Origin of the sequence: Salinivibrio sp. SS2, assembly GCF_001722075.1 — a bacterium.
In the GTDB taxonomy this organism is placed as follows: domain Bacteria; phylum Pseudomonadota; class Gammaproteobacteria; order Enterobacterales; family Vibrionaceae; genus Salinivibrio; species Salinivibrio proteolyticus.
In genome coordinates, this window is the sequence record NZ_MEBP01000013.1 from 33,935 (window position 1) to 53,059 (window position 19,125).

The window sequence follows — 19,125 nt, forward strand, 5'->3', positions numbered from 1 at the left end:
TTAGGCAAGCTGAATAACGCGAGTAAGCTCTTGAATGCTGGTGATCCCTTGATTGAGTTTGGCAATCCCGGACTCGGCCAATCGCCACATCCCTTCCTCCGTCGCCAGTTGGGTCAGTTCGATGGCACTGGCATTGCGGTAAATGGCGCTGGCAATAGTCTCGGTGACAGGAAGCACCTCATACACCCCTGTGCGACCCTGATAGCCTTGATAACACTGATAGCAGCCGTGAGGATGAGCTTGGTACAAGGTGTTTGGGGTTAACGTCGGATAGAGGTTAGCTAAGTGCTGAAGGTGCGGATCATCAGCTGGATGCGGCTGTTTACACATCGGGCATAAACGGCGGACTAAACGTTGGGCCACCACCAAAGTTAGGGAGCAGGCAAGGTTGTAGGGGGCAATGCCCATATAAAATAAACGGGTGATACTCTCGGCGGCGGAATTGGTATGCAGGGTTGATAACACCAGATGACCGGTTTGCGCGGCCTTGATCCCGATTTCAGCGGTGTCGAGATCGCGAATTTCCCCCACCATGACCACATCGGGATCTTGGCGCAAAAATGCACGGAGTGCGGTGGCAAAATCTAAACCAATGGCCGTATTAACGTTGACTTGGTTGACGCCTTCTAGCTGGATCTCAACCGGATCTTCGACAGTAGCAATATTACGCTCGGGCTGATTGAGATACTTTAACCCACTGTACAAGGAGACGGTTTTGCCGCTGCCGGTTGGGCCGGTAAACAAAATCATGCCTTGCGGTCTATCCAATGCGTCTTGATAGTGCTGGCGTTGCCACTCGGTTAAGCCTAAATCATGCAAGGTTAATTGCTGCTGGCCATTATCCAACAGACGAACCACTACTTTCTCGCCCCAAATGGTTGGCAGGGTAGAGACGCGCATATCGACGGTATGGTCGGCGGTGAGGGTCAGCTTGATGCGCCCGTCCTGTGGCAAACGTCGTTCGGCAATATTGAGTTGGGCTAAGATTTTGAGACGGGTCGACAGTCGCCGCGAGACCCCTGCCGGAGGGTGGGCGTAGGTTTGTAATAAACCGTCTTGGCGAAAGCGAATTTGGTAGTGATGCTCAAAGGGCTCGAAATGCACGTCGGAGGCCTTTTTGCGCACCGCATCCACTAAGATCTGTTGAATGTAACGACTGATGGGCGCCTGATCGCTTTGTAGCTCGGCACTGTCCTCTTGTGGGCTATCGGTGACGGTCAGGGCCGCCAAGTCCTGATCACTGATGGTAATACCATCGCCAGTGCCATCGATATCTGCCCCGTATAAGTGGCGCAACGCAGCATCCAAATCTGGCTGACTGAGCACCACTAACCGGACATTGAGCCCAGTAGAAAAGCGAAAGTCGGCGACAGCTTCTGCGTTATCTGGATCACTGACCCCCAGTAATAGCTCTTGGCCTTGCTGAGCAAGCGGTAACACTTGATGACGCTGAATTAAATCACGCCGGTCGAGGGCATAGCAGGTGTCTTTAAACGGGTACTGATGGCTTTCTGCGAACGGAAGATGATGCAGGTTAGCGAGGGTATTGGCGAGCGCGGTGGGGTCAACCCCAGCATCGAGTATATGCGCAAGACTGAGCGAGGTATTGTCGCCAATGCCCAGCATATCGCGCTGGGCATCAGTCAATAAACCGGCTTGATACAACTGAGCGGTTGGGATCATTGGCTACTTATGCTTTTTTACATCCTTTAATATCACCAGCTTCGAAAGCTTCGCTCGTTGAGTATTTACATACCCAAGCAAGGTCGCTTTTCTCAAAGGTAATTACTGTTCCGTTAATAGAACTATTTTGAGTAAACGTTACTGTAAGCTCTGTCGATGTGGCATCTTCGCCTTCTCCACTAGCTCCTGAGACGTTGACTGTTGCCAGCTCTCCGAGATTCGCTGCGTCACCTAAGGCTGCTTTAAAGTCACTCGCTGAAGAGCCACTATTTTCATCCAAATAAAGATCTAGTCGTGTAAGGAGAGCACGGCCTGATGCTAACCCTGAGTTAAATTCGGCAATTTTCTGTTTATTAACATAAGCGGGAACAGCGATGGCAGACAGCGCTGCGATAATACCGACGACGATCAGTAACTCAATCAAGCTAAACCCTTGTTGCTTTTTCATCCTATTTCTCTCCTCGTAATCATGAGTTGCCGCAAAGTGAGTGGGCAACAATCAGTGCCAGCACTTTACGCTCGTGTGTGGCGCAGAAAAGAGGGGAAACATGAGTTTGAGAGTCAAGGATAAAACCTTGATGTAACAGTGGGTTTTTTCTGTTGCAGTGTTCGACAGACGACAAATTTTTTGTCACAGAATTGTTATAAAAAAGGCCGCGGGTAAGAGGCGGCCTCATTATCTTGCGAACAGGTGGATTACTGAAAGCGCATGGATAAATCGAGCGCGGTAACATGCTTAGTCAGCGCGCCCACGGAAATATAATCGACGCCTGTGGCGGCATAGTCGGCGAGGGTGTCCAAGGTGACGTTTCCAGATACTTCGAGGGCGACACGGCCTTGGTTGAGCGCAACCGCTTCACGCATCATGGGAATGGTAAAGTTATCCAGCATCACCACATCGGCCCCTGCATCAATGGCTTGTTGCAGCTCGGCCAAGGTTTCTGTTTCTACTTCCACTGGCTTATCGGGGTTAAGGCGACGGGCTTCTTGCACGGCATTGGCAATGCCCCCACAGGCAAGAATATGATTTTCTTTAATCAAATATGCATCGAACACCCCAATCCGATGATTATGGCCGCCACCACACGCGACCGCGTACTTCAACGCACTCCGCATTCCCGGAATGGTTTTGCGGGTGTCGAGTAATTGGGTGTGCGTGCCATTAAGCGCCGCCACATAAGTCGCCACCTTGCTCGCACAACCGGATAGCGTTTGAATAAAATTCATCGCATTGCGCTCGCCGGTCAAAATAATCCGCGAGGGGCCGTGCAGGGTGCACAAAGTTTGATTTGGTGTCACTGTGTCGCCATCTTTGACATGCCAAGTGAGCGACACGGCCCCGCCGAGTTGACGAAATACCTCATCGGCAAACGCCTGACCACAAAATACCCCAGCTTCTCGAGTGATTAAAATAGCGGTAGAGACCGAGTCGGCAGGGATCAAGCTTGCGGTAATGTCCTGACTGGGATCAATCTCTCCTCCCAAGTCTTCTCGAAGTGTCTCAGAAACTAGACGTTTTACGTCCGCATCAAGGTGCGAGGTGAGATAAGCAAAGCGGCTATCGCTATCGTGTACCGCGCGAAATGGAGAAGTTGTCGACGTCATCTTGGCTCACTGGTGCAGTCAAAAGTTGCCGAAATGATAACCTCACTGGTGATGAAATGCAGCCACTGCAGCGGTAAACTTTTTTATCGCCTTGTTTTTTGTGCATGGCCTGTCTAAATCTTGACTATACTTGGTGTCAGCACACACTTATGAGGCGCAACAATGAAACGACTATTTGCATTATGTGCCATGTTAGCCATCGCGATACTGGGGTATTGGGCGTGGCAAGGAGTGCGTGCGCCTGTCAACAACAGCAGTCCGACCGTGACGATTGCAGTATCGCTCACACCGCTTGCCGCACCCATTATCATCGCGAAGAAACAGGGTTTTTTTGCCAGCCACGGTGTGAATGTTAGCCTTTTACCGGTTCATGGTGGGGTAAAAAGTTTTAATACGCTGATGGCGGGAGAGGCCGATCTCGCGACGGTGTCGGAAACCGTCGCGATGTTTAATAGCTTTCAACGTGATGACTTTAATATCCTCGCCAGTTTTGTAGAGTCCAATAACGACGTCAAACTCTGGTCATTGACGTTGCCGATTCACCAATCGCTCGATGTGCTGGCGAATGCGCGTATTGGCGTAGTGCAATCGAGCGCCAGTGAGTTCTTCTTAGACTTAATGCTCAATCTGAATGGTCTGTCTGAGTTGCCGATAAGAAAAGCCTACTATTCCCCAGACCAACTCCCCGGCGCGTTATTGCGTGGAGAAGTCGATGCGATTTCAATTTGGGAGCCTTATGGCTATCAAGTGATGCAAGAGGCGCAACAGCGCGTATCGCAATTTAACAGTAAGGGGCTGCACAACCTCTCTTTTTTACTAGCGAGCCGAAGCCCGTTAAACATTCATCAACACCAGCGTATGCGTCAGGTGATTGCAGGGCTGAATGATGCGATTGACTATATTCATCTCCATCCCGATGAATCAAAGACAGTCGTGGCCGACTACTTGTCAATGCCCGACAACCAGCTGGCATGGCTTTGGCAAGACTATCTTTTTCGGCTTTCCTTGAGCGACGCTTTACTCCTGAGCTTAAAAAATCAAGCTATGTGGGCACGAGAAGCCGGGCTAGTGGCAGGGACGGAACCGGGCTTTCGTCGTTTGCTAAATCCTGGTCCTTTAACGGAGGCGACGCATAAGGCGAGCTTATTAAAATGAAGATAGGACAACAGTTAAGTGTCGTTGTGTACGCCTGTGCTGCGCTCACCATGATCACCTTACTTATCACCGTAGAGTTGTTTTATAAACAAACGCAGGTCCAACATCGTCTTGATGCCATTGTTTCTTTGCATTCACAAATTGATGCGGTGCGGGGAAGGCTTTGGTTATATCAACAGTACCATAGCGCGGAAACACGCCAAGATGCGTATCATGCCAACCAAACCTTGCTGCAACGCCTTCGTGAAAAAAATCGTGAATTGCCGATCCAGCCGCTCCAAGCGATTCGCCAAGCGGCACAAAGTATTGACACTTTATTAGTGTTATCGGCACGGCGTCAGAGCGATATCAATACCACGGAAAGTGCGCGATTGATGGTGTTTTCTCGCTATAACATGCTACTACAAACCATGAGTGAGGCGGCCTTCTCCATGCGTCAAGAAGCGATGCACTCTGCTGGGCAGCAACAAAAAGCCTTGCTTCTCCTCCATGGCGGGGTGCTGATCTTATTGGCGTTGTTAGTGACCGCATTAGCCACCAATACACGGCGGCGTTTCTTTCAGCGGCTTGAGGAGCTGCATGACGATGTGGCGAAAATCAAGCAAGGGGATTTAACCACTCAGCTCTCACTCGACACTTCTGATGAAATGTCTGATCTTGCCGCCCACGTTAACGAGATGAAGCGTACGTTGAAAAATACTATGGTGCGCAAAGAACAGCTTGCCGAAGAGATTGCCCAACAAACTCAGCAACTGCGAGAGCAACAGCAGCAGCTAATGTACTTAGCCGAGCATGATGAACTCACTCGACTGTTTAATCGCCGTGCGTTTGAGTCACATGTGGAGGTTGCCTTGATGCGTGCTTCACGCGCGCAAACCAAAGCCGCGTTGCTGTTTATCGATGTAAACCGATTTAAAGAAGTGAACGATACCTATGGTCACGGGGTGGGGGATGAATTGCTAAAAGTCGTTAGCCAGCGGTTAAAGCTTGCGGTGCGACGTTCGGATTTAGTCGGACGTTTAGGTGGGGATGAGTTTATTGTTTGGCTCGATTTATTGGCGGATAAACAGGCACTGCAAGAGGTGATTGAGCGTATTATCCAAGAAATGCGCGCGCCAATGGTGACCAATGGTGCAGAGCTGGAGCTTTCTCTGAGTATCGGGGTGAGCTGTTTCCCAACCGATGGACTGGAATTGCAACAATTGATGAATCAAGCTGATTCAGCCATGTATCATGCTAAAGCGAACCCAAGCGCGGGTTGCTGCTTCTATTCCAATCTGAACACCCGCGAGATAGAGTAATCGTCCAGTCCAACCATGGATAGCGGCATGTCTTTTTCAAACATCAATGATCATTGGCTGGTGGGCGCGCGCGCTTGCCCATCTCCCCACTACAATCAACGACCCGATGGGGAAGAGATTTCCTTACTGGTCATCCACAATATTAGCCTCCCGCCAGGACAGTTTGATGGCCCCTATATCGAACAGTTTTTTCAAGGTCAGCTCGACGCGAGTAAGCACCCTTATTTTGCCGAGATCGCCGGTCTTCGCGTCTCCGCGCACCTACTGATCCGACGAGATGGAAGTGTGATCCAGTTTGTACCATTCAACGAGCGTGCGTGGCATGCTGGCGCTTCGTGTTTTGATGGACGCGAGCAATGCAATGACTTTTCGATCGGTATCGAGCTCGAGGGCACGGATGACCTACCTTATACCGATCCGCAGTACCAAGCTTTAGCGACGATCACCCGTACGCTGATGCAGTATTATCCAGCCATTACCTGTGATCGCATTACCGGCCATGAACATATTGCGCCGGGGAGAAAAACCGATCCGGGCCCTGCATTTGATTGGCCCTACTATAATTCGCTGATCGCCAAATAGTGTGGCGGCATCACGCGCTTGTTGAGGCTCGTGGGGTTGTAAAAAGGCGGCTTGTTAATAAAGTGTTTATTGGTCAGACCAATTTTTGCGAGCCAGAGTGTGCCGACTGTCACCTTAAAGATACAGTCGTTTCCATGATGTCAATCAAACTTCTGGTGGACACAATATCTGCTGTCTGGTAACTTTAAAGGATTATAAAAAATTGGTATTACCAATTGACAACCAGTCAGTTTCTGTCGAAGGCAGTGAAAGCTGCTAAGACGGATGGTCAACAAAAACAATGGCATATCAAAGAATTCGTCAACCCAAACTCTCAGATGTTATCGAGAAAGAGCTCGAAGGTTTAATTCTGGAAGGCACTTTATCGCCGGGCCAGAAGTTACCGCCTGAGCGGGAGTTGGCAAAACAATTTGATGTGTCGCGTCCGTCAGTGCGTGAAGCGATCCAGCGACTTGAAGCTAAAAAGTTGCTGACGCGTAAACAAGGTGGCGGCACTTTTGTCAGTGAACGACTGTGGCAGCGATTCTCTGAACCCCTGCTAGAGTTATTGGCGGACCATCCTGAAACCCAACTTGATTTGCTGGAGTCACGTCATGCGCTGGAAGGCATCTCTTCTTACTTTGCCGCCCTCCGCGGCACGAAAGAAGACTTCAAGCGGATATGTGACTGCCATGATGCAATTCGTCATGCGCAGCAACAAGGGGACTTAGAGGCAGAAGCCTCGGCTGTCATGCAGTATTTAGTTGCAGTAACGGAAGCGGCACACAATGTGGTGCTGCTTTATATTATGCGCAGTCTTGCGCCGCTGCTGGAGCAGAATATTCTGCAAAACTTTGAGCTACTTTACCGCCGCCAAGAAACGGTGGAAAACGTCAGCCGACACCGGGCTGAGATCGTGGATGCGATCACTGCTGGCGAACCAGAAAAAGCCAGACAGGCGTCACATGCACACTTAGCTTACATTGAGGAAACTCTGTTGGATCTTGGCCGTGAAGAAAGCCGTCGAGAACGGTCTCTGCGTCGAATTCAACAACGCAAGGACGAGTTGGAGTAATACCGGATTCGCCCAAAAGAAAGGGCAAGCGGTGTCTCCAGCTGCGACAACGTTTGTTTTGTATGAGTCAATCAACGAAAGGATAGATCGCCATGTCTGAAGTCATGAAACATGACGTGGACGCACTTGAGACTCAAGAGTGGCTACAAGCCCTCGAGTCAGTCGTTCGTGAAGAAGGTGTAGAACGTGCCCAGTTCCTTCTGGAGCAAGTACTGGGACAAGCACGTTTAGACGGTGTTGACATGCCAACTGGCGTGACCACCAACTATGTAAATACCATTCCTGCCGATCAAGAACCTGCTTACCCAGGTGATGTGAATCTGGAACGTCGTATCCGTTCTATCATTCGTTGGAACGCAATCATGATCGTGTTGCGTGCGTCCAAGAAAGATTTAGAGCTGGGTGGCCACATGGCATCATTCCAGTCATCGGCTGCTTTCTACGAGACCTGTTTCAACCACTTCTTCCGTGCGCCGAATGAAAAAGACGGCGGCGATTTGGTGTATTATCAAGGTCACATCTCTCCAGGTATCTACGCGCGTGCGTTTGTTGAAGGTCGTCTCACTGCTGAGCAGCTCGACAACTTCCGCCAAGAAGTAGACGGTAAAGGTATTTCTTCTTACCCACACCCGAAACTGATGCCTGAATTCTGGCAATTCCCTACCGTTTCTATGGGTCTGGGTCCTATTGCGTCTATCTACCAAGCGCGTTTCCTCAAGTATCTGAACGGTCGCGGTCTGAAAGACACCTCAGAGCAACGCGTTTATGCGTTCCTGGGTGATGGTGAGATGGATGAGCCAGAATCACGTGGTGCGCTGTCGTTTGCGGCCCGTGAAAAACTGGATAACCTATGCTTCCTGATCAACTGTAACCTGCAGCGCCTTGATGGCCCTGTAATGGGTAACGGTAAAATCATCCAAGAGCTAGAAGGCCTATTCAAAGGTGCTGGCTGGAACGTGATCAAAGTGGTTTGGGGTTCTGGCTGGGATAAACTGCTGGCGAAAGATACCTCAGGTAAACTGCTGCAGTTGATGAACGAAACCATCGACGGCGATTACCAAACCTTCAAATCAAAAGATGGCGCCTACGTGCGTGAACACTTCTTCGGTAAGTATCCAGAAACAGCTGCTTTGGTTGCTGATATGACCGACGAAGAAATCTTTGCACTGAAGCGTGGTGGTCATGAGCCATCAAAACTGTTTGCTGCGTTCAAAGCGGCACAAGAGTGCAATGATCGTCCAACCGTTATCCTAGCGAAAACCGTTAAAGGTTACGGCATGGGTGAAGCGGCAGAAGGTAAGAACATCGCGCACCAAGTGAAGAAAATGGACATGACCCACGTCATTGCCATGCGTGATCGTCTTGGCCTGCAAGACTTGCTGTCTGATGAAGACGTACAAAACCTGCCTTACCTACAGTTGGAAGAAGGTTCAGCGGAGTATGAGTACCTGCACGCGCGCCGTAAAGCGCTGCACGGTTACACCCCGCAACGTCTGCCTAACTTTACTAAAGAGCTAACACTGCCAAAACTGGATGATTTCTCAGCCCTGCTGTCTGAGCAGAAGCGTGATATCTCCACCACCATGGCCTTTGTACGCTCTTTGAATGTATTGCTGAAAGACAAAAACATCGGCAAAAACATTGTACCTATCATTGCTGACGAAGCGCGTACTTTCGGTATGGAAGGTCTGTTCCGTCAAGTCGGTATCTACAACCCACATGGTCAGACTTATACCCCTGAAGACCGTGGTGTGGTGTCTTACTACAAAGAAGACCAAGGCGGTCAAGTACTGCAAGAAGGGATCAACGAGCTAGGCGCGATGTCATCGTGGGTAGCGGCGGCGACCTCTTACAGCACCAACGATCTGCCAATGATCCCATTCTACATCTACTACTCAATGTTCGGCTTCCAACGTGTTGGCGACATGGCGTGGATGGCAGGTGACCAACAAGCACGTGGTTTCCTATTGGGTGCAACTGCCGGTCGTACTACCCTGAACGGTGAAGGTCTGCAGCACGAAGACGGTCACAGCCATATTCTGGCGAGCACTGTACCTAACTGTGTTTCTTACGACCCAACCTTCGCGTACGAAGTGGCGGTGATCATGCAAGACGGTATCCGTCGCATGTACGGTCCTGACCAAGAAAACATCTACTACTACCTGACGCTGATGAACGAAAACTATCATCAGCCGGCCATGCCTGAGGGTGCGGAAGAAGGTATCCGTAAAGGTATCTACAAGCTAGAAACCTATACGGGCGACAAAGCGAAAGTTCAGCTAATGGGCTCTGGCACCATCATGACTGAAGTGCGCAAAGCGGCGAAACTGCTTAGCGATGAGTACGGTGTAGCGTCTGACGTATACAGCGTGACCTCGTTCAACGAGCTGGCACGTGACGGCCAAGATGCAGATCGCTTCAACATGTTGCACCCAGATGCAGACGCACAAGTTCCTTACATCCAAACTGTAATGGGAACTGAGCCTGCGATTGCTGCGACTGACTACATGAAGAACTACGCTGACCAAGTTCGCGCGTTTATCCCAGCGGAATCTTACAAAGTTCTGGGTACTGACGGCTTTGGTCGTTCTGACAGCCGCGAAAACCTACGTCGTCACTTCGAAGTGAACGCAGGCTATGTGGTTGTTGCGGCGCTTAACGAGCTGGCTAAGCGTGGCGATGTTGACAAGAAACTGGTAGCGGACGCTATCAAGAAATTCGACATCGATACCAACAAAGTAAACCCGCTGTTCGCGTAAGAGGCTGAAATAATGTCAATCGAGATTAATGTACCTGACATCGGTGCTGATGAAGTAGAAGTGACTGAGATCCTTGTTAGCGTTGGCGACAAGGTCGAAGAAGAACAGTCGTTAATCACCGTTGAAGGTGATAAAGCATCCATGGAAGTGCCTGCATCACAAGCGGGCGTGGTCAAGGAAATCAAAATTGCTGAGGGTGACAAAGTGACCACTGGCTCTTTGATTATGATCTTCGAAGCCGATGCGCCAGCGCAAAGCGCACCAGCTCAAGAGGCGGCGCCAGCCGCCCCTGCTGCACCAGCGGCTGCGTCAGAAATCAAAGAAGTACACGTGCCTGATATCGGTGGTGACGAAGTCGAAGTTACCGAGATCATGGTTGCGGTTGGCGATACCATTGAAGAAGAGCAGTCACTGATTACTGTTGAAGGCGATAAAGCCTCAATGGAAGTGCCTGCACCGTTTGCGGGTACCGTTAAAGAAATCAAGATCGCGGCGGGTGACAAGGTGTCAACTGGCTCACTGATCATGATGTTCGAAGTGGGTGGCAGCGCGCCAGCGCAAGCGCCTGCAGCTGCCGAGGCACCAGCAGCGCCTGCAGCAGCACAAGCTAAAGACGTTCACGTTCCTGATATCGGTGGCGATGAAGTTGAAGTTACCGAGATCATGGTGGCGGTAGGCGACACCATTGAAGAAGAGCAGTCACTGATCACCGTTGAAGGCGACAAAGCGTCAATGGAAGTCCCTGCACCGTTTGCGGGTACAGTGAAAGAAATCAAAGTGGCCGCGGGCGATAAAGTCTCGACGGGCTCGTTGATCATGGTCTTCGAAGTTGCCGGTAGCGCACCAGCAGCGCCTGCACCTGCAGCGGCACCTGCTGCTGAAAAGGCGGCACCAGCGCCTGCAGCCAAAGCTGACGCCCCAGCGGCTAAAGCTGACGCTGGCAAAGACGAGTTTGTAGAGAACAAAGAATACGCGCATGCGTCTCCTGTTGTTCGTCGTCTGGCCCGTGAATTTGGCGTGAACCTTGCGAAGGTAAAAGGTAGCGGCCGTAAAGGACGCGTACTGAAAGAAGACGTTCAGAGCTTTGTAAAAGAAGCGCTGAAACGCCTTGAATCGGGTGCAGCATCGGGTTCAGGCGACGGTAGCGCACTGGGTCTGCTCCCTTGGCCAAAAGTGGACTTCAGCAAATTCGGTGAAACCGAAGTCAAACCACTGTCTCGCATTAAGAAAATCTCTGGTGCGAACCTAGCACGTAACTGGGTAATGATCCCGCACGTGACGCAGTGGGACAACGCTGATATCACTGAAGTGGAAGCGTTCCGTAAAGAACAAAATGCGATCGAGAAGAAGAAAGAGTCTGGCATGAAGATCACCCCATTGGTGTTCATCATGAAAGCGGCTGCGAAAGCGCTAGAAGCTTTCCCTTCTTTCAACTCATCGCTATCTGAAGACGGTGAAAGCCTGATCCTGAAGAAGTATGTCAACATCGGTATCGCGGTTGACACGCCAAACGGTCTGGTTGTGCCTGTGTTCAAAGACGTGAACAAAAAAGGCATCTACGAGTTATCTGAAGAGCTGATGGCGGTTTCTAAGAAAGCTCGTGCAGGCAAACTCACTGCCTCTGATATGCAGGGTGGTTGCTTTACCATCTCGAGCCTAGGTGGCCTGGGCGGTACGGCATTTACGCCAATCGTCAATGCACCAGAAGTGTCTATCTTGGGTGTGTCTAAGTCAGAAATGAAACCAGTATGGAACGGTAAGGACTTTGAACCTCGCCTAATGCTGCCATTGTCTCTGTCTTACGATCACCGTGTGATTGACGGTGCCGAAGGCGCGCGCTTTATTACTTACCTCAACGGCTTGTTGTCAGACATCCGCCGTTTGGTACTGTAATCGCGTCACCGACAACACCCTCCGGCCCGTTACGGGCCGGTTGGGAATTGTTGTGCAGCTCACAGGCTATGGGTTTTTATTTTTCAGCCCATTAACATGGCTGTAAACTGTGGCTTCCAAACTCCCACAACAATAAAAAATTACCGCTCTTAGCCTGTCAGGGAATAAGACTACAACGAGGTCAGAATGAGTAAAGAAATCAAAGCGCAAGTCGTCGTCCTTGGCGCTGGTCCTGCTGGATACTCCGCCGCCTTCCGCTGTGCCGACCTAGGTTTGGAAACAGTATTGGTTGAACGTTACAACACCCTAGGTGGTGTATGTCTAAACGTTGGTTGTATCCCTTCTAAAGCCCTACTTCACGTTGCCAAAGTGATCGAAGAAGCCAAAGCCATGGCGGATCACGGTGTGGTTTTCGGCGAGCCACAAACCGATATCGATAAAATTCGCACTTGGAAAGATAAGGTTATCGGTCAACTGACCGGTGGTCTGGGTGGCATGGCCAAGCAGCGTAAAGTGACTGTTGTTAACGGTAAAGGCCGTTTCACTGGCGCGAACACCCTAGTGGTTGAAGGTGATGAAACCACCACTATCAATTTTGATAATGCCATTATTGCGGCGGGCTCTCGTCCAATCGAACTGCCATTTATCCCGCATGAAGATCCACGTATCTGGGACTCAACGGACGCGCTTGAGCTCAAAGAAGTACCAGAGAAACTGCTGGTAATGGGCGGTGGTATCATCGGTCTAGAAATGGGTACGGTTTATCACTCGCTAGGTTCACAAATCGACGTTGTTGAAATGTTCGATCAAGTGATCCCTGCTGCGGATAAAGACGTGGTGAAGGTCTTCACCAAGCGTATCAGCAAGAAATTTAACCTGATGCTAGAAACCAAGGTGACCGCGGTAGAAGCCAAAGAAGACGGCATCTACGTCACCATGGAAGGCAAAAAAGCGCCAGCAGAGCCTGTACGCTATGATGCCGTTCTGGTTGCTATCGGCCGTACACCAAACGGTAAGCTACTTGACGCTGGTCAAGCGGGCGTTGAAGTTGATGACCGTGGCTTTATCCGTGTTGATAAGCAAATGCGTACTAACGTGCCACATATCTATGCGATTGGCGATATCGTTGGTCAGCCAATGCTTGCGCATAAAGGTGTGCATGAAGGTCACGTTGCCGCAGAAGTCATTGCTGGTAAGAAGCACTACTTCGATCCTAAAGTGATCCCATCAATCGCTTACACTGAGCCAGAAGTGGCATGGGTCGGTAAGACCGAGAAAGAGTGTAAGGAAGAGGGCATTAACTACGAAGTGGCTACCTTCCCATGGGCAGCGTCTGGTCGTGCGATCGCGTCTGATTGTGCCGACGGTATGACTAAGATGATCTTCGATAAAGACACTCATCGCGTGATCGGTGGTGCGGTTGTTGGTACTAACGGTGGTGAACTGTTAGGCGAGATTGGCCTTGCTATCGAGATGGGTTGTGATGCCGAAGATGTCGCATTGACAGTACACGCTCACCCAACCTTGCATGAGTCTGTTGGTCTTGCCGCAGAAGTGTTTGAAGGCTCAATCACTGACCTGCCAAATCCAAAAGCAAAGAAAAAGAAATAAACCGCGTGTTTATCGTTTTCTGATTAAGCCCCGCCATGCGGGGCTTTTTTATATCTGTTAGGTACCGCTTAAGAATAAAAAAGCGGGCCAAAGCCCGCTTCGTGCGTCAGAAGATAGCGTTTAAAGCTTAAAGCTCCCAACCAAGGTATCAAGACGTTTAGAAAGATCACGTAGTGACTCACTGGCTTCTGCCATGGTGTTGGCGGTATCAGCGGTTTGCTGCGAGCTGTGATTAATCTCTTCAATATTTTGATTAATGTCATTCACCACGGTGGACTGCTCCTCGGTAGCCGTTGCCACTTGGGTGTTCATATCCGAGATCTGGACAATTTGCTCGTTGATCAAATTGAGTGCTTGTGACGCCTCGTCGGAAGCATTGACCCCTTCGGCCGTCATCGCTCGGCTTTGCTCCATGGCTTGCACGGCATTGCTCGCTTCTTGTTGGAGGCGATCGATCATGGTTTGGATTTCATCGGTAGAGTCAGATGTGCGACTTGCCAAGCTGCGCACCTCGTCGGCAACAACCGCAAATCCGCGCCCTTGTTCGCCCGCTCGTGCCGCTTCAATCGCCGCATTGAGTGCCAGTAAATTCGTTTGCTCGGAGATACCGCGGATCACATCCAAAATGCCGCCAATCGAGTCAGTATTCTCTGCTAGTGCACTGACGACCTTGGACATGTTCTCCATGTCATCGGCTAGGCGTGCAATGGTATCTCGCGCTTGGGTGACGACCTGTTGGCCACTGGCTGCGCCATCAGAGGCTTGATTCGCAGCGCTGGCGGCATTGGCCGCATTCCCAGCAATCTCATTGACGGTAGCACCCATCTCGTTAATCGCGGTCACCACCTGAACGGTACGATCTCGCTGATGTTCACTTTGCGATTGCGTGGCGCTGGCTTGTGCTGAGACCTGTTCGGCGGCGCTTCTTAGCTCACCCCCCGTGGCGGCTACATCTGAGACTAAGCGGTGGATTTTTTCCACAAAGCTATTGAAACCAGATGCGAGTTGGCCAATTTCATCTTGGCTGTTGATGTCCACACGTTGGCGCAGATCGCCTTCGCCTTCACCTATTTCACGGAATACATTGGCGACATATTGGATAGGCTTGGTAATGGTTGCGGCAAGCCAGATGGCGACGACAACGAACAAGAGCCCGACGACGACAGAGACCATTAAAATTTGGTTGCGCGTTTGATTCAGCGGGGCATAGACTTCGTCTGCTGGGACGTCTGCGATCACAAACCAATCCATGGAAGGCACATAGCTAGATGCGAGTAAAAGTTCATCACCATTGACTTGGGTGTCGAGTAAATTGAAGTCACCCTTATTGAGAAGGCTACGTGCTTGGGCACCATATAAGTCGGTAAGGTTTTTCTCTCCCATTAGGCTGGTGTCGCGATGGAGCTGCACTTCGCCCTGTGCATTGACGAGAAAAACAAAGCCGGATTGCTCAATCTTGAATTGATTCAGAAATTGCGTCATGTCATCCAGTGAGCGTGAAAACCCAGCGAGGCCTGTCCCGTTAAGTTGCTGGAAGTTCACGAACAGTTTGAGATCCCCGTTATCCTCTTGGAACACTTGCGCCATGGTGGCATTGCCACTGTCTAGGAAGTTATAGAACCACCCGTCTTTATCGCGGGTCAGGACCCGCAAGAAGCCATTCTGATTCCAGTATTGCCCCGTCTTACGGTTCGCAATACTGGCGTCATTCAGACCATATTGTGCTCGCAAAATATTGAGTTGCTCGATGACACGCGCTTCTTCACTGGCACTCATGTCGCTACTGATCATATCGAGCATCACAGGGTTTGAGGCTAACTGGCGTGCGGCGGATTGTAGCTGGTTTACTTCACTATCAATCGTATCGCGAAATTGGGTGAGGGTGGTTGGCAGCTCGTTCTCCAACAGCCGCTTTTCCATAATATCTCGAGCTTGGCTTAAGCTCATGTAGCTGATAATCGCTGTGGAGGCGATAACGGCTGACACAAAGGCCAAGATGAGTTTTTGTTTAATAGTGAGTTGGTTTAGCTTCATGCCCTTCTCTCTACAAGTCAATGAATACAGAGTCTGCCACGCAATAGGGTGACAAAGACTGAGATATTTTTATGGTACTAATGTCTAAGTTAGCAGAAGTGTGTGAATGGTTAACGACGTATCGGCGAGAACCCCACAAACTTAACGGAACCCGTCGGTTTTATTGATAAAAATAACACCTAGTGCGCAGTTTCAACAGCAAAGGGGAATAATACCTCTCTACTGCGGATGTGAAGCTGTGAACTTGATAACAGACTGATTACTGCGTCGTGGAAAAAAGCGGTGTAGAATCAGTCACAACCGCGACACATGCTGTGACTAGTGTGAGAAGAATAGGGATTAGCGCGCTGCGTCACTAAGACCTAAGTCGTATGTTTCATAAAAGGGGTAGATTTTAATTTTAAGTTAAAAATGCTATCCTCACGCAGCGGTTACGTGCTCGAACCCTCGTCTTGCTGGAAAATTTTAATAAACTTCGCCGGATAAGCGTGATACGAGTACTAACACTTTCCAAGGATGTTGGATCACACGATCTGACCGAGAAAAGAGGAAATAGTCGTGCTTGAAGCCTACCGTAAACACGTCGAAGAACGTGCCGCTCAGGGCATTGTGCCTAAACCGCTGAACGCTGAGCAAACCGCCAGTCTGATAGAACTGTTGAAAAACCCGCCCGCTGGCGAAGAAGAAACACTGGTCTACCTACTTGAAAATCGAATTCCGCCCGGCGTGGACGAAGCGGCTTATGTAAAAGCCGGCTTTCTTGCCGCGCTTGCGAAGGGAGAAGCAAGCTCTCCGCTCATTAGTCGTGAACGCGCGACTGAGCTGTTAGGGACCATGCAAGGCGGTTATAACATCGAACCGCTGATTGCACTGCTTGATGATGCCACGTTGGCACCGATTGCGGCAAAGGCCTTGTCTCATACTCTGCTGATGTTCGACGCGTTTTATGACGTTGAAGATAAAATGAAAGCAGGGAATACCTACGCCAAGCAAGTGATGGAATCTTGGGCTAACGCCGAGTGGTTCTTAAACAAGCCGCAAATCCCTGAAAAAGTGACGCTGACGGTGTTCAAAGTATCGGGTGAAACCAACACCGATGACTTATCGCCAGCCCCCGATGCTTGGTCGCGTCCTGATATTCCTCTCCACGCACTGGCCATGTTAAAGAACGAGCGCGAGGGCATTCAGCCGGATAAGCCCGGTGAGATTGGTCCGATTTCGCAAATGAAAGCGCTGGAAGAAAAAGGTCATCCACTGGTTTACGTGGGTGATGTGGTCGGTACGGGTTCGTCACGTAAATCAGCGACCAACTCTGTGCTGTGGTTTATGGGCAAAGACATTCCTAATGTGCCGAACAAGCGCTTTGGGGGTTTTTGTTTAGGCGGAAAAATCGCGCCGATTTTCTTCAATACCATGGAAGATGCGGGTGCCTTGCCGATTGAGCTGGATGTTAGCAAGCTCAATATGGGCGATGTGATTGACTTGTATCCGGCCGACGGCAAGGTATGCAAGCATGGCACCGATGAGGTTCTGTCTACCTTCCAACTGAAAACCGATATCTTATACGATGAAGTGCGTGCCGGGGGGCGTATCCCTCTCATCATCGGTCGTGGTCTGACCGATAAAGCGCGTGAGAGTTTAGGCCTTGAGCCTTCGGACGTATTCCGTCGTCCGCGTCCTGTTGCGGACTCTACCAAAGGGTTTACGTTGGCACAGAAAATGGTCGGTAAAGCCTGTGGTGTCGAGGGTGTCCGCCCTGGTACCTATTGCGAGCCAAAAATGACCACTGTGGGTTCACAAGATACCACGGGTCCGATGACGCGTGATGAGTTAAAAGATTTAGCGTGTCTTGGCTTCACCGCCGATCTCACTATGCAGTCATTCTGCCACACATCCGCTTATCCAAAGCCTGTGGATGTCGAAACCCACCACACACTGCCGGACTTCATTATGAACCGTGGTGGTGTGTCATTGCGTCCGGGTGATGGTGTTATCCACTCATGGCTAAACCGAATGCTGCTGCCCGATACCGTGGGGACTGGCGGTGATTCACACACGCGTTTCCCGCTGGGTATTTCGTTCCCTGCCGGTTCAGGTCTGGTCGCCTTTGCGGCCGCGACCGGCGTGATGCCACTGGATATGCCAGAGTCAGTTCTGGTGCGCTTTAAAGGTGAAATGCAGCCTGGGGTCACCTTACGTGACTTGGTACATGCCATTCCATATTTTGGTATTAAGCAAGGTCTCCTGACGGTTGAGAAATCCGGCAAGATCAACGAATTCTCAGGCCGTGTATTGGAAATTGAAGGGGTGGAGCACCTGACCGTTGAGCAAGCCTTTGAGCTGTCGGATGCATCCGCAGAGCGTTCAGCGGCTGGCTGTACGGTCAAGCTGTCACAAGACTCGGTGGCAGAGTACCTTGAGTCGAACATTGTGATGTTGAAGTGGATGATCGCCGAAGGCTATGGCGACCGTCGTACTATCGAGCGTCGTATCCAAGCGATGGAGCAATGGCTGGCTAATCCAAGTTTGATGGAAGCCGATAAAGATGCCGAGTACGCGCATGTGCTCGAAATCGATCTGGCAGACATCAAAGAGCCGATTCTGTGTGCGCCGAACGACCCAGATGATGCCCGCACCTTGTCGGATGTTGCTGGCGATAGCGTCGATGAAGTCTTTATCGGTAGTTGTATGACCAACATCGGTCACTTCCGTGCGGCCGGTAAACTGTTGGATAAATTCGGTGGCAGTTTATCGACCCGTATGTGGGTGGCACCACCGACGAAGATGGATAGAGATCAGCTAACAGCAGAAGGCTATTACGGTATTTATGGCCGTGCTGGGGTGCGGATTGAAACGCCAGGGTGTTCATTGTGTATGGGGAACCAAGCACGTGTGGCAGAGAAATCGACCGTATTGTCGACCTCGACCCGTAACTTCCCAAACCGTTTGGGAACCGGCGCCAACGTGTACCTTGCTTCAGCTGAGCTTTCGGCGGTAGGTGCGATCCTAGGACGTATTCCTACCAAAGAGGAATACCTCGAATACGCCGAGCACATTAATGCGACAGCAGCAGATACCTATCGCTATCTGAACTTCCACCGTATGGACGAATACACGCAAAAAGCGGATAACGTCATTATCAAAGCCGCGGTCTAGCTGGCTTTATCCAACGCCCTCTTCGGAGGGCTTCAGATTGCTGACGAACCCCGCCTTTTTAGGCGGGGTTCTTTTTGATAAGCGGCCGTAGGCCGCGATCGCGATATTTTTTGTTAGAGAGTGGTCATTACCGACCAACGCCTAAATTGGCGGATAGAAGCCAGTATTTGCCTTATATCCGCCATGTTAAAGCCACATTTTCTTAGATAGCTCACCACTAACGCTATCTTCTTGATGTTTTGAGCAGCCGCCGCCAGCCAGCATTGCATTTGCACATTTGCAAGCCCTCGGA

At 50.5% G+C, this 19,125-nt stretch carries 12 protein-coding genes and 1 pseudogene; 8 read left to right on the forward strand and 5 right to left on the reverse strand.

Annotated features, from left to right (window positions below):
• The 3 genes from pilB to nadC form a co-directional block, all read right to left on the reverse strand.
• Positions 1-1,683 carry a type IV-A pilus assembly ATPase PilB gene (gene pilB, locus BGK46_RS01020; RefSeq protein WP_084781174.1) on the reverse strand — a complete coding sequence of 561 codons (1,683 nt, stop codon included), beginning with the start codon at positions 1,681-1,683 and terminating at the stop codon, positions 1-3.
• A gap of 7 nt (positions 1,684-1,690) precedes the next feature.
• On the reverse strand, positions 1,691-2,131 hold the full coding sequence (locus BGK46_RS17795) for a pilin (protein WP_069586613.1): 441 nt from the start codon (positions 2,129-2,131) through the stop codon (positions 1,691-1,693).
• 248 nt (positions 2,132-2,379) lie between these two features.
• Positions 2,380-3,288: a carboxylating nicotinate-nucleotide diphosphorylase gene (nadC, locus tag BGK46_RS01030; protein WP_069586614.1), complete on the reverse strand. Its 909-nt coding sequence runs from the start codon at positions 3,286-3,288 to the stop codon at positions 2,380-2,382.
• Positions 3,289-3,450: 162 nt separating this feature from the next.
• Between nadC and BGK46_RS01035 the strand changes: the two genes are divergently transcribed.
• The 7 genes from BGK46_RS01035 to lpdA all read left to right on the forward strand — a co-directional run bounded on the left by BGK46_RS01035 (position 3,451) and on the right by lpdA (position 13,643).
• A complete protein-coding gene (locus BGK46_RS01035) occupies positions 3,451-4,443 on the forward strand; it encodes an ABC transporter substrate-binding protein (protein WP_084781175.1) in 993 nt (330 codons plus the stop codon).
• Positions 4,440-5,744, forward strand: a complete 1,305-nt coding sequence (locus BGK46_RS01040) for a diguanylate cyclase domain-containing protein (protein ID WP_069586615.1) — start codon at positions 4,440-4,442, stop codon at positions 5,742-5,744. The genes BGK46_RS01035 and BGK46_RS01040 overlap by 4 nt, the downstream gene beginning before the upstream one ends.
• A gap of 27 nt (positions 5,745-5,771) precedes the next feature.
• Positions 5,772-6,326 (forward strand): 1,6-anhydro-N-acetylmuramyl-L-alanine amidase AmpD, encoded by a 555-nt coding sequence (ampD, locus tag BGK46_RS01045; protein WP_069586616.1) that lies wholly within the window; start codon positions 5,772-5,774, stop codon positions 6,324-6,326.
• Between the two features lie 280 nt (positions 6,327-6,606).
• A complete protein-coding gene (gene pdhR / locus BGK46_RS01050) occupies positions 6,607-7,380 on the forward strand; it encodes a pyruvate dehydrogenase complex transcriptional repressor PdhR (protein ID WP_069586617.1) in 774 nt (257 codons plus the stop codon).
• Between the two features lie 92 nt (positions 7,381-7,472).
• Positions 7,473-10,139 (forward strand): pyruvate dehydrogenase (acetyl-transferring), homodimeric type, encoded by a 2,667-nt coding sequence (gene aceE, locus BGK46_RS01055; RefSeq protein ID WP_069586618.1) that lies wholly within the window; start codon positions 7,473-7,475, stop codon positions 10,137-10,139.
• 12 nt (positions 10,140-10,151) lie between these two features.
• Complete coding sequence (gene aceF, locus BGK46_RS01060; protein ID WP_069586619.1) at positions 10,152-12,032, forward strand: pyruvate dehydrogenase complex dihydrolipoyllysine-residue acetyltransferase; 1,881 nt, start codon at positions 10,152-10,154, stop codon at positions 12,030-12,032.
• Positions 12,033-12,218: 186 nt separating this feature from the next.
• Entirely contained in the window at positions 12,219-13,643 is a 1,425-nt protein-coding gene (lpdA, locus tag BGK46_RS01065; RefSeq protein WP_069586620.1) for a dihydrolipoyl dehydrogenase, read from the forward strand.
• A gap of 120 nt (positions 13,644-13,763) precedes the next feature.
• Here the strand turns inward: lpdA and BGK46_RS01070 are convergent, their stop codons facing one another.
• A complete protein-coding gene (locus BGK46_RS01070) occupies positions 13,764-15,677 on the reverse strand; it encodes a methyl-accepting chemotaxis protein (RefSeq protein WP_069586621.1) in 1,914 nt (637 codons plus the stop codon).
• A gap of 558 nt (positions 15,678-16,235) precedes the next feature.
• Between BGK46_RS01070 and acnB the strand changes: the two genes are divergently transcribed.
• Positions 16,236-18,833, forward strand: coding sequence for a bifunctional aconitate hydratase 2/2-methylisocitrate dehydratase (gene acnB / locus BGK46_RS01075; protein WP_069586622.1), 2,598 nt, complete (start codon positions 16,236-16,238; stop codon positions 18,831-18,833).
• Between the two features lie 113 nt (positions 18,834-18,946).
• On the opposite strand, the pseudogene BGK46_RS17300 reads toward acnB, so the two are convergent.
• A pseudogene (locus BGK46_RS17300) lies at positions 18,947-19,125 on the reverse strand (IS5/IS1182 family transposase); the annotation flags it as partial.

Coding starts and splice junctions, on each gene's coding strand:
- BGK46_RS01035 (WP_084781175.1), top strand. CDS start 3,451: ATGAAACGACTATTTGCATTATGTGCCATGTTAGCCATCGCGATACTG.
- BGK46_RS01070 (WP_069586621.1), bottom strand. CDS start 15,677: ATGAAGCTAAACCAACTCACTATTAAACAAAAACTCATCTTGGCCTTT.
- BGK46_RS01040 (WP_069586615.1), top strand. CDS start 4,440: ATGAAGATAGGACAACAGTTAAGTGTCGTTGTGTACGCCTGTGCTGCG.
- pdhR (WP_069586617.1), top strand. CDS start 6,607: ATGGCATATCAAAGAATTCGTCAACCCAAACTCTCAGATGTTATCGAG.
- aceE (WP_069586618.1), top strand. CDS start 7,473: ATGTCTGAAGTCATGAAACATGACGTGGACGCACTTGAGACTCAAGAG.
- lpdA (WP_069586620.1), top strand. CDS start 12,219: ATGAGTAAAGAAATCAAAGCGCAAGTCGTCGTCCTTGGCGCTGGTCCT.
- ampD (WP_069586616.1), top strand. CDS start 5,772: ATGTCTTTTTCAAACATCAATGATCATTGGCTGGTGGGCGCGCGCGCT.
- pilB (WP_084781174.1), bottom strand. CDS start 1,683: ATGATCCCAACCGCTCAGTTGTATCAAGCCGGTTTATTGACTGATGCC.
- nadC (WP_069586614.1), bottom strand. CDS start 3,288: ATGACGTCGACAACTTCTCCATTTCGCGCGGTACACGATAGCGATAGC.
- aceF (WP_069586619.1), top strand. CDS start 10,152: ATGTCAATCGAGATTAATGTACCTGACATCGGTGCTGATGAAGTAGAA.
- BGK46_RS17795 (WP_069586613.1), bottom strand. CDS start 2,131: ATGAAAAAGCAACAAGGGTTTAGCTTGATTGAGTTACTGATCGTCGTC.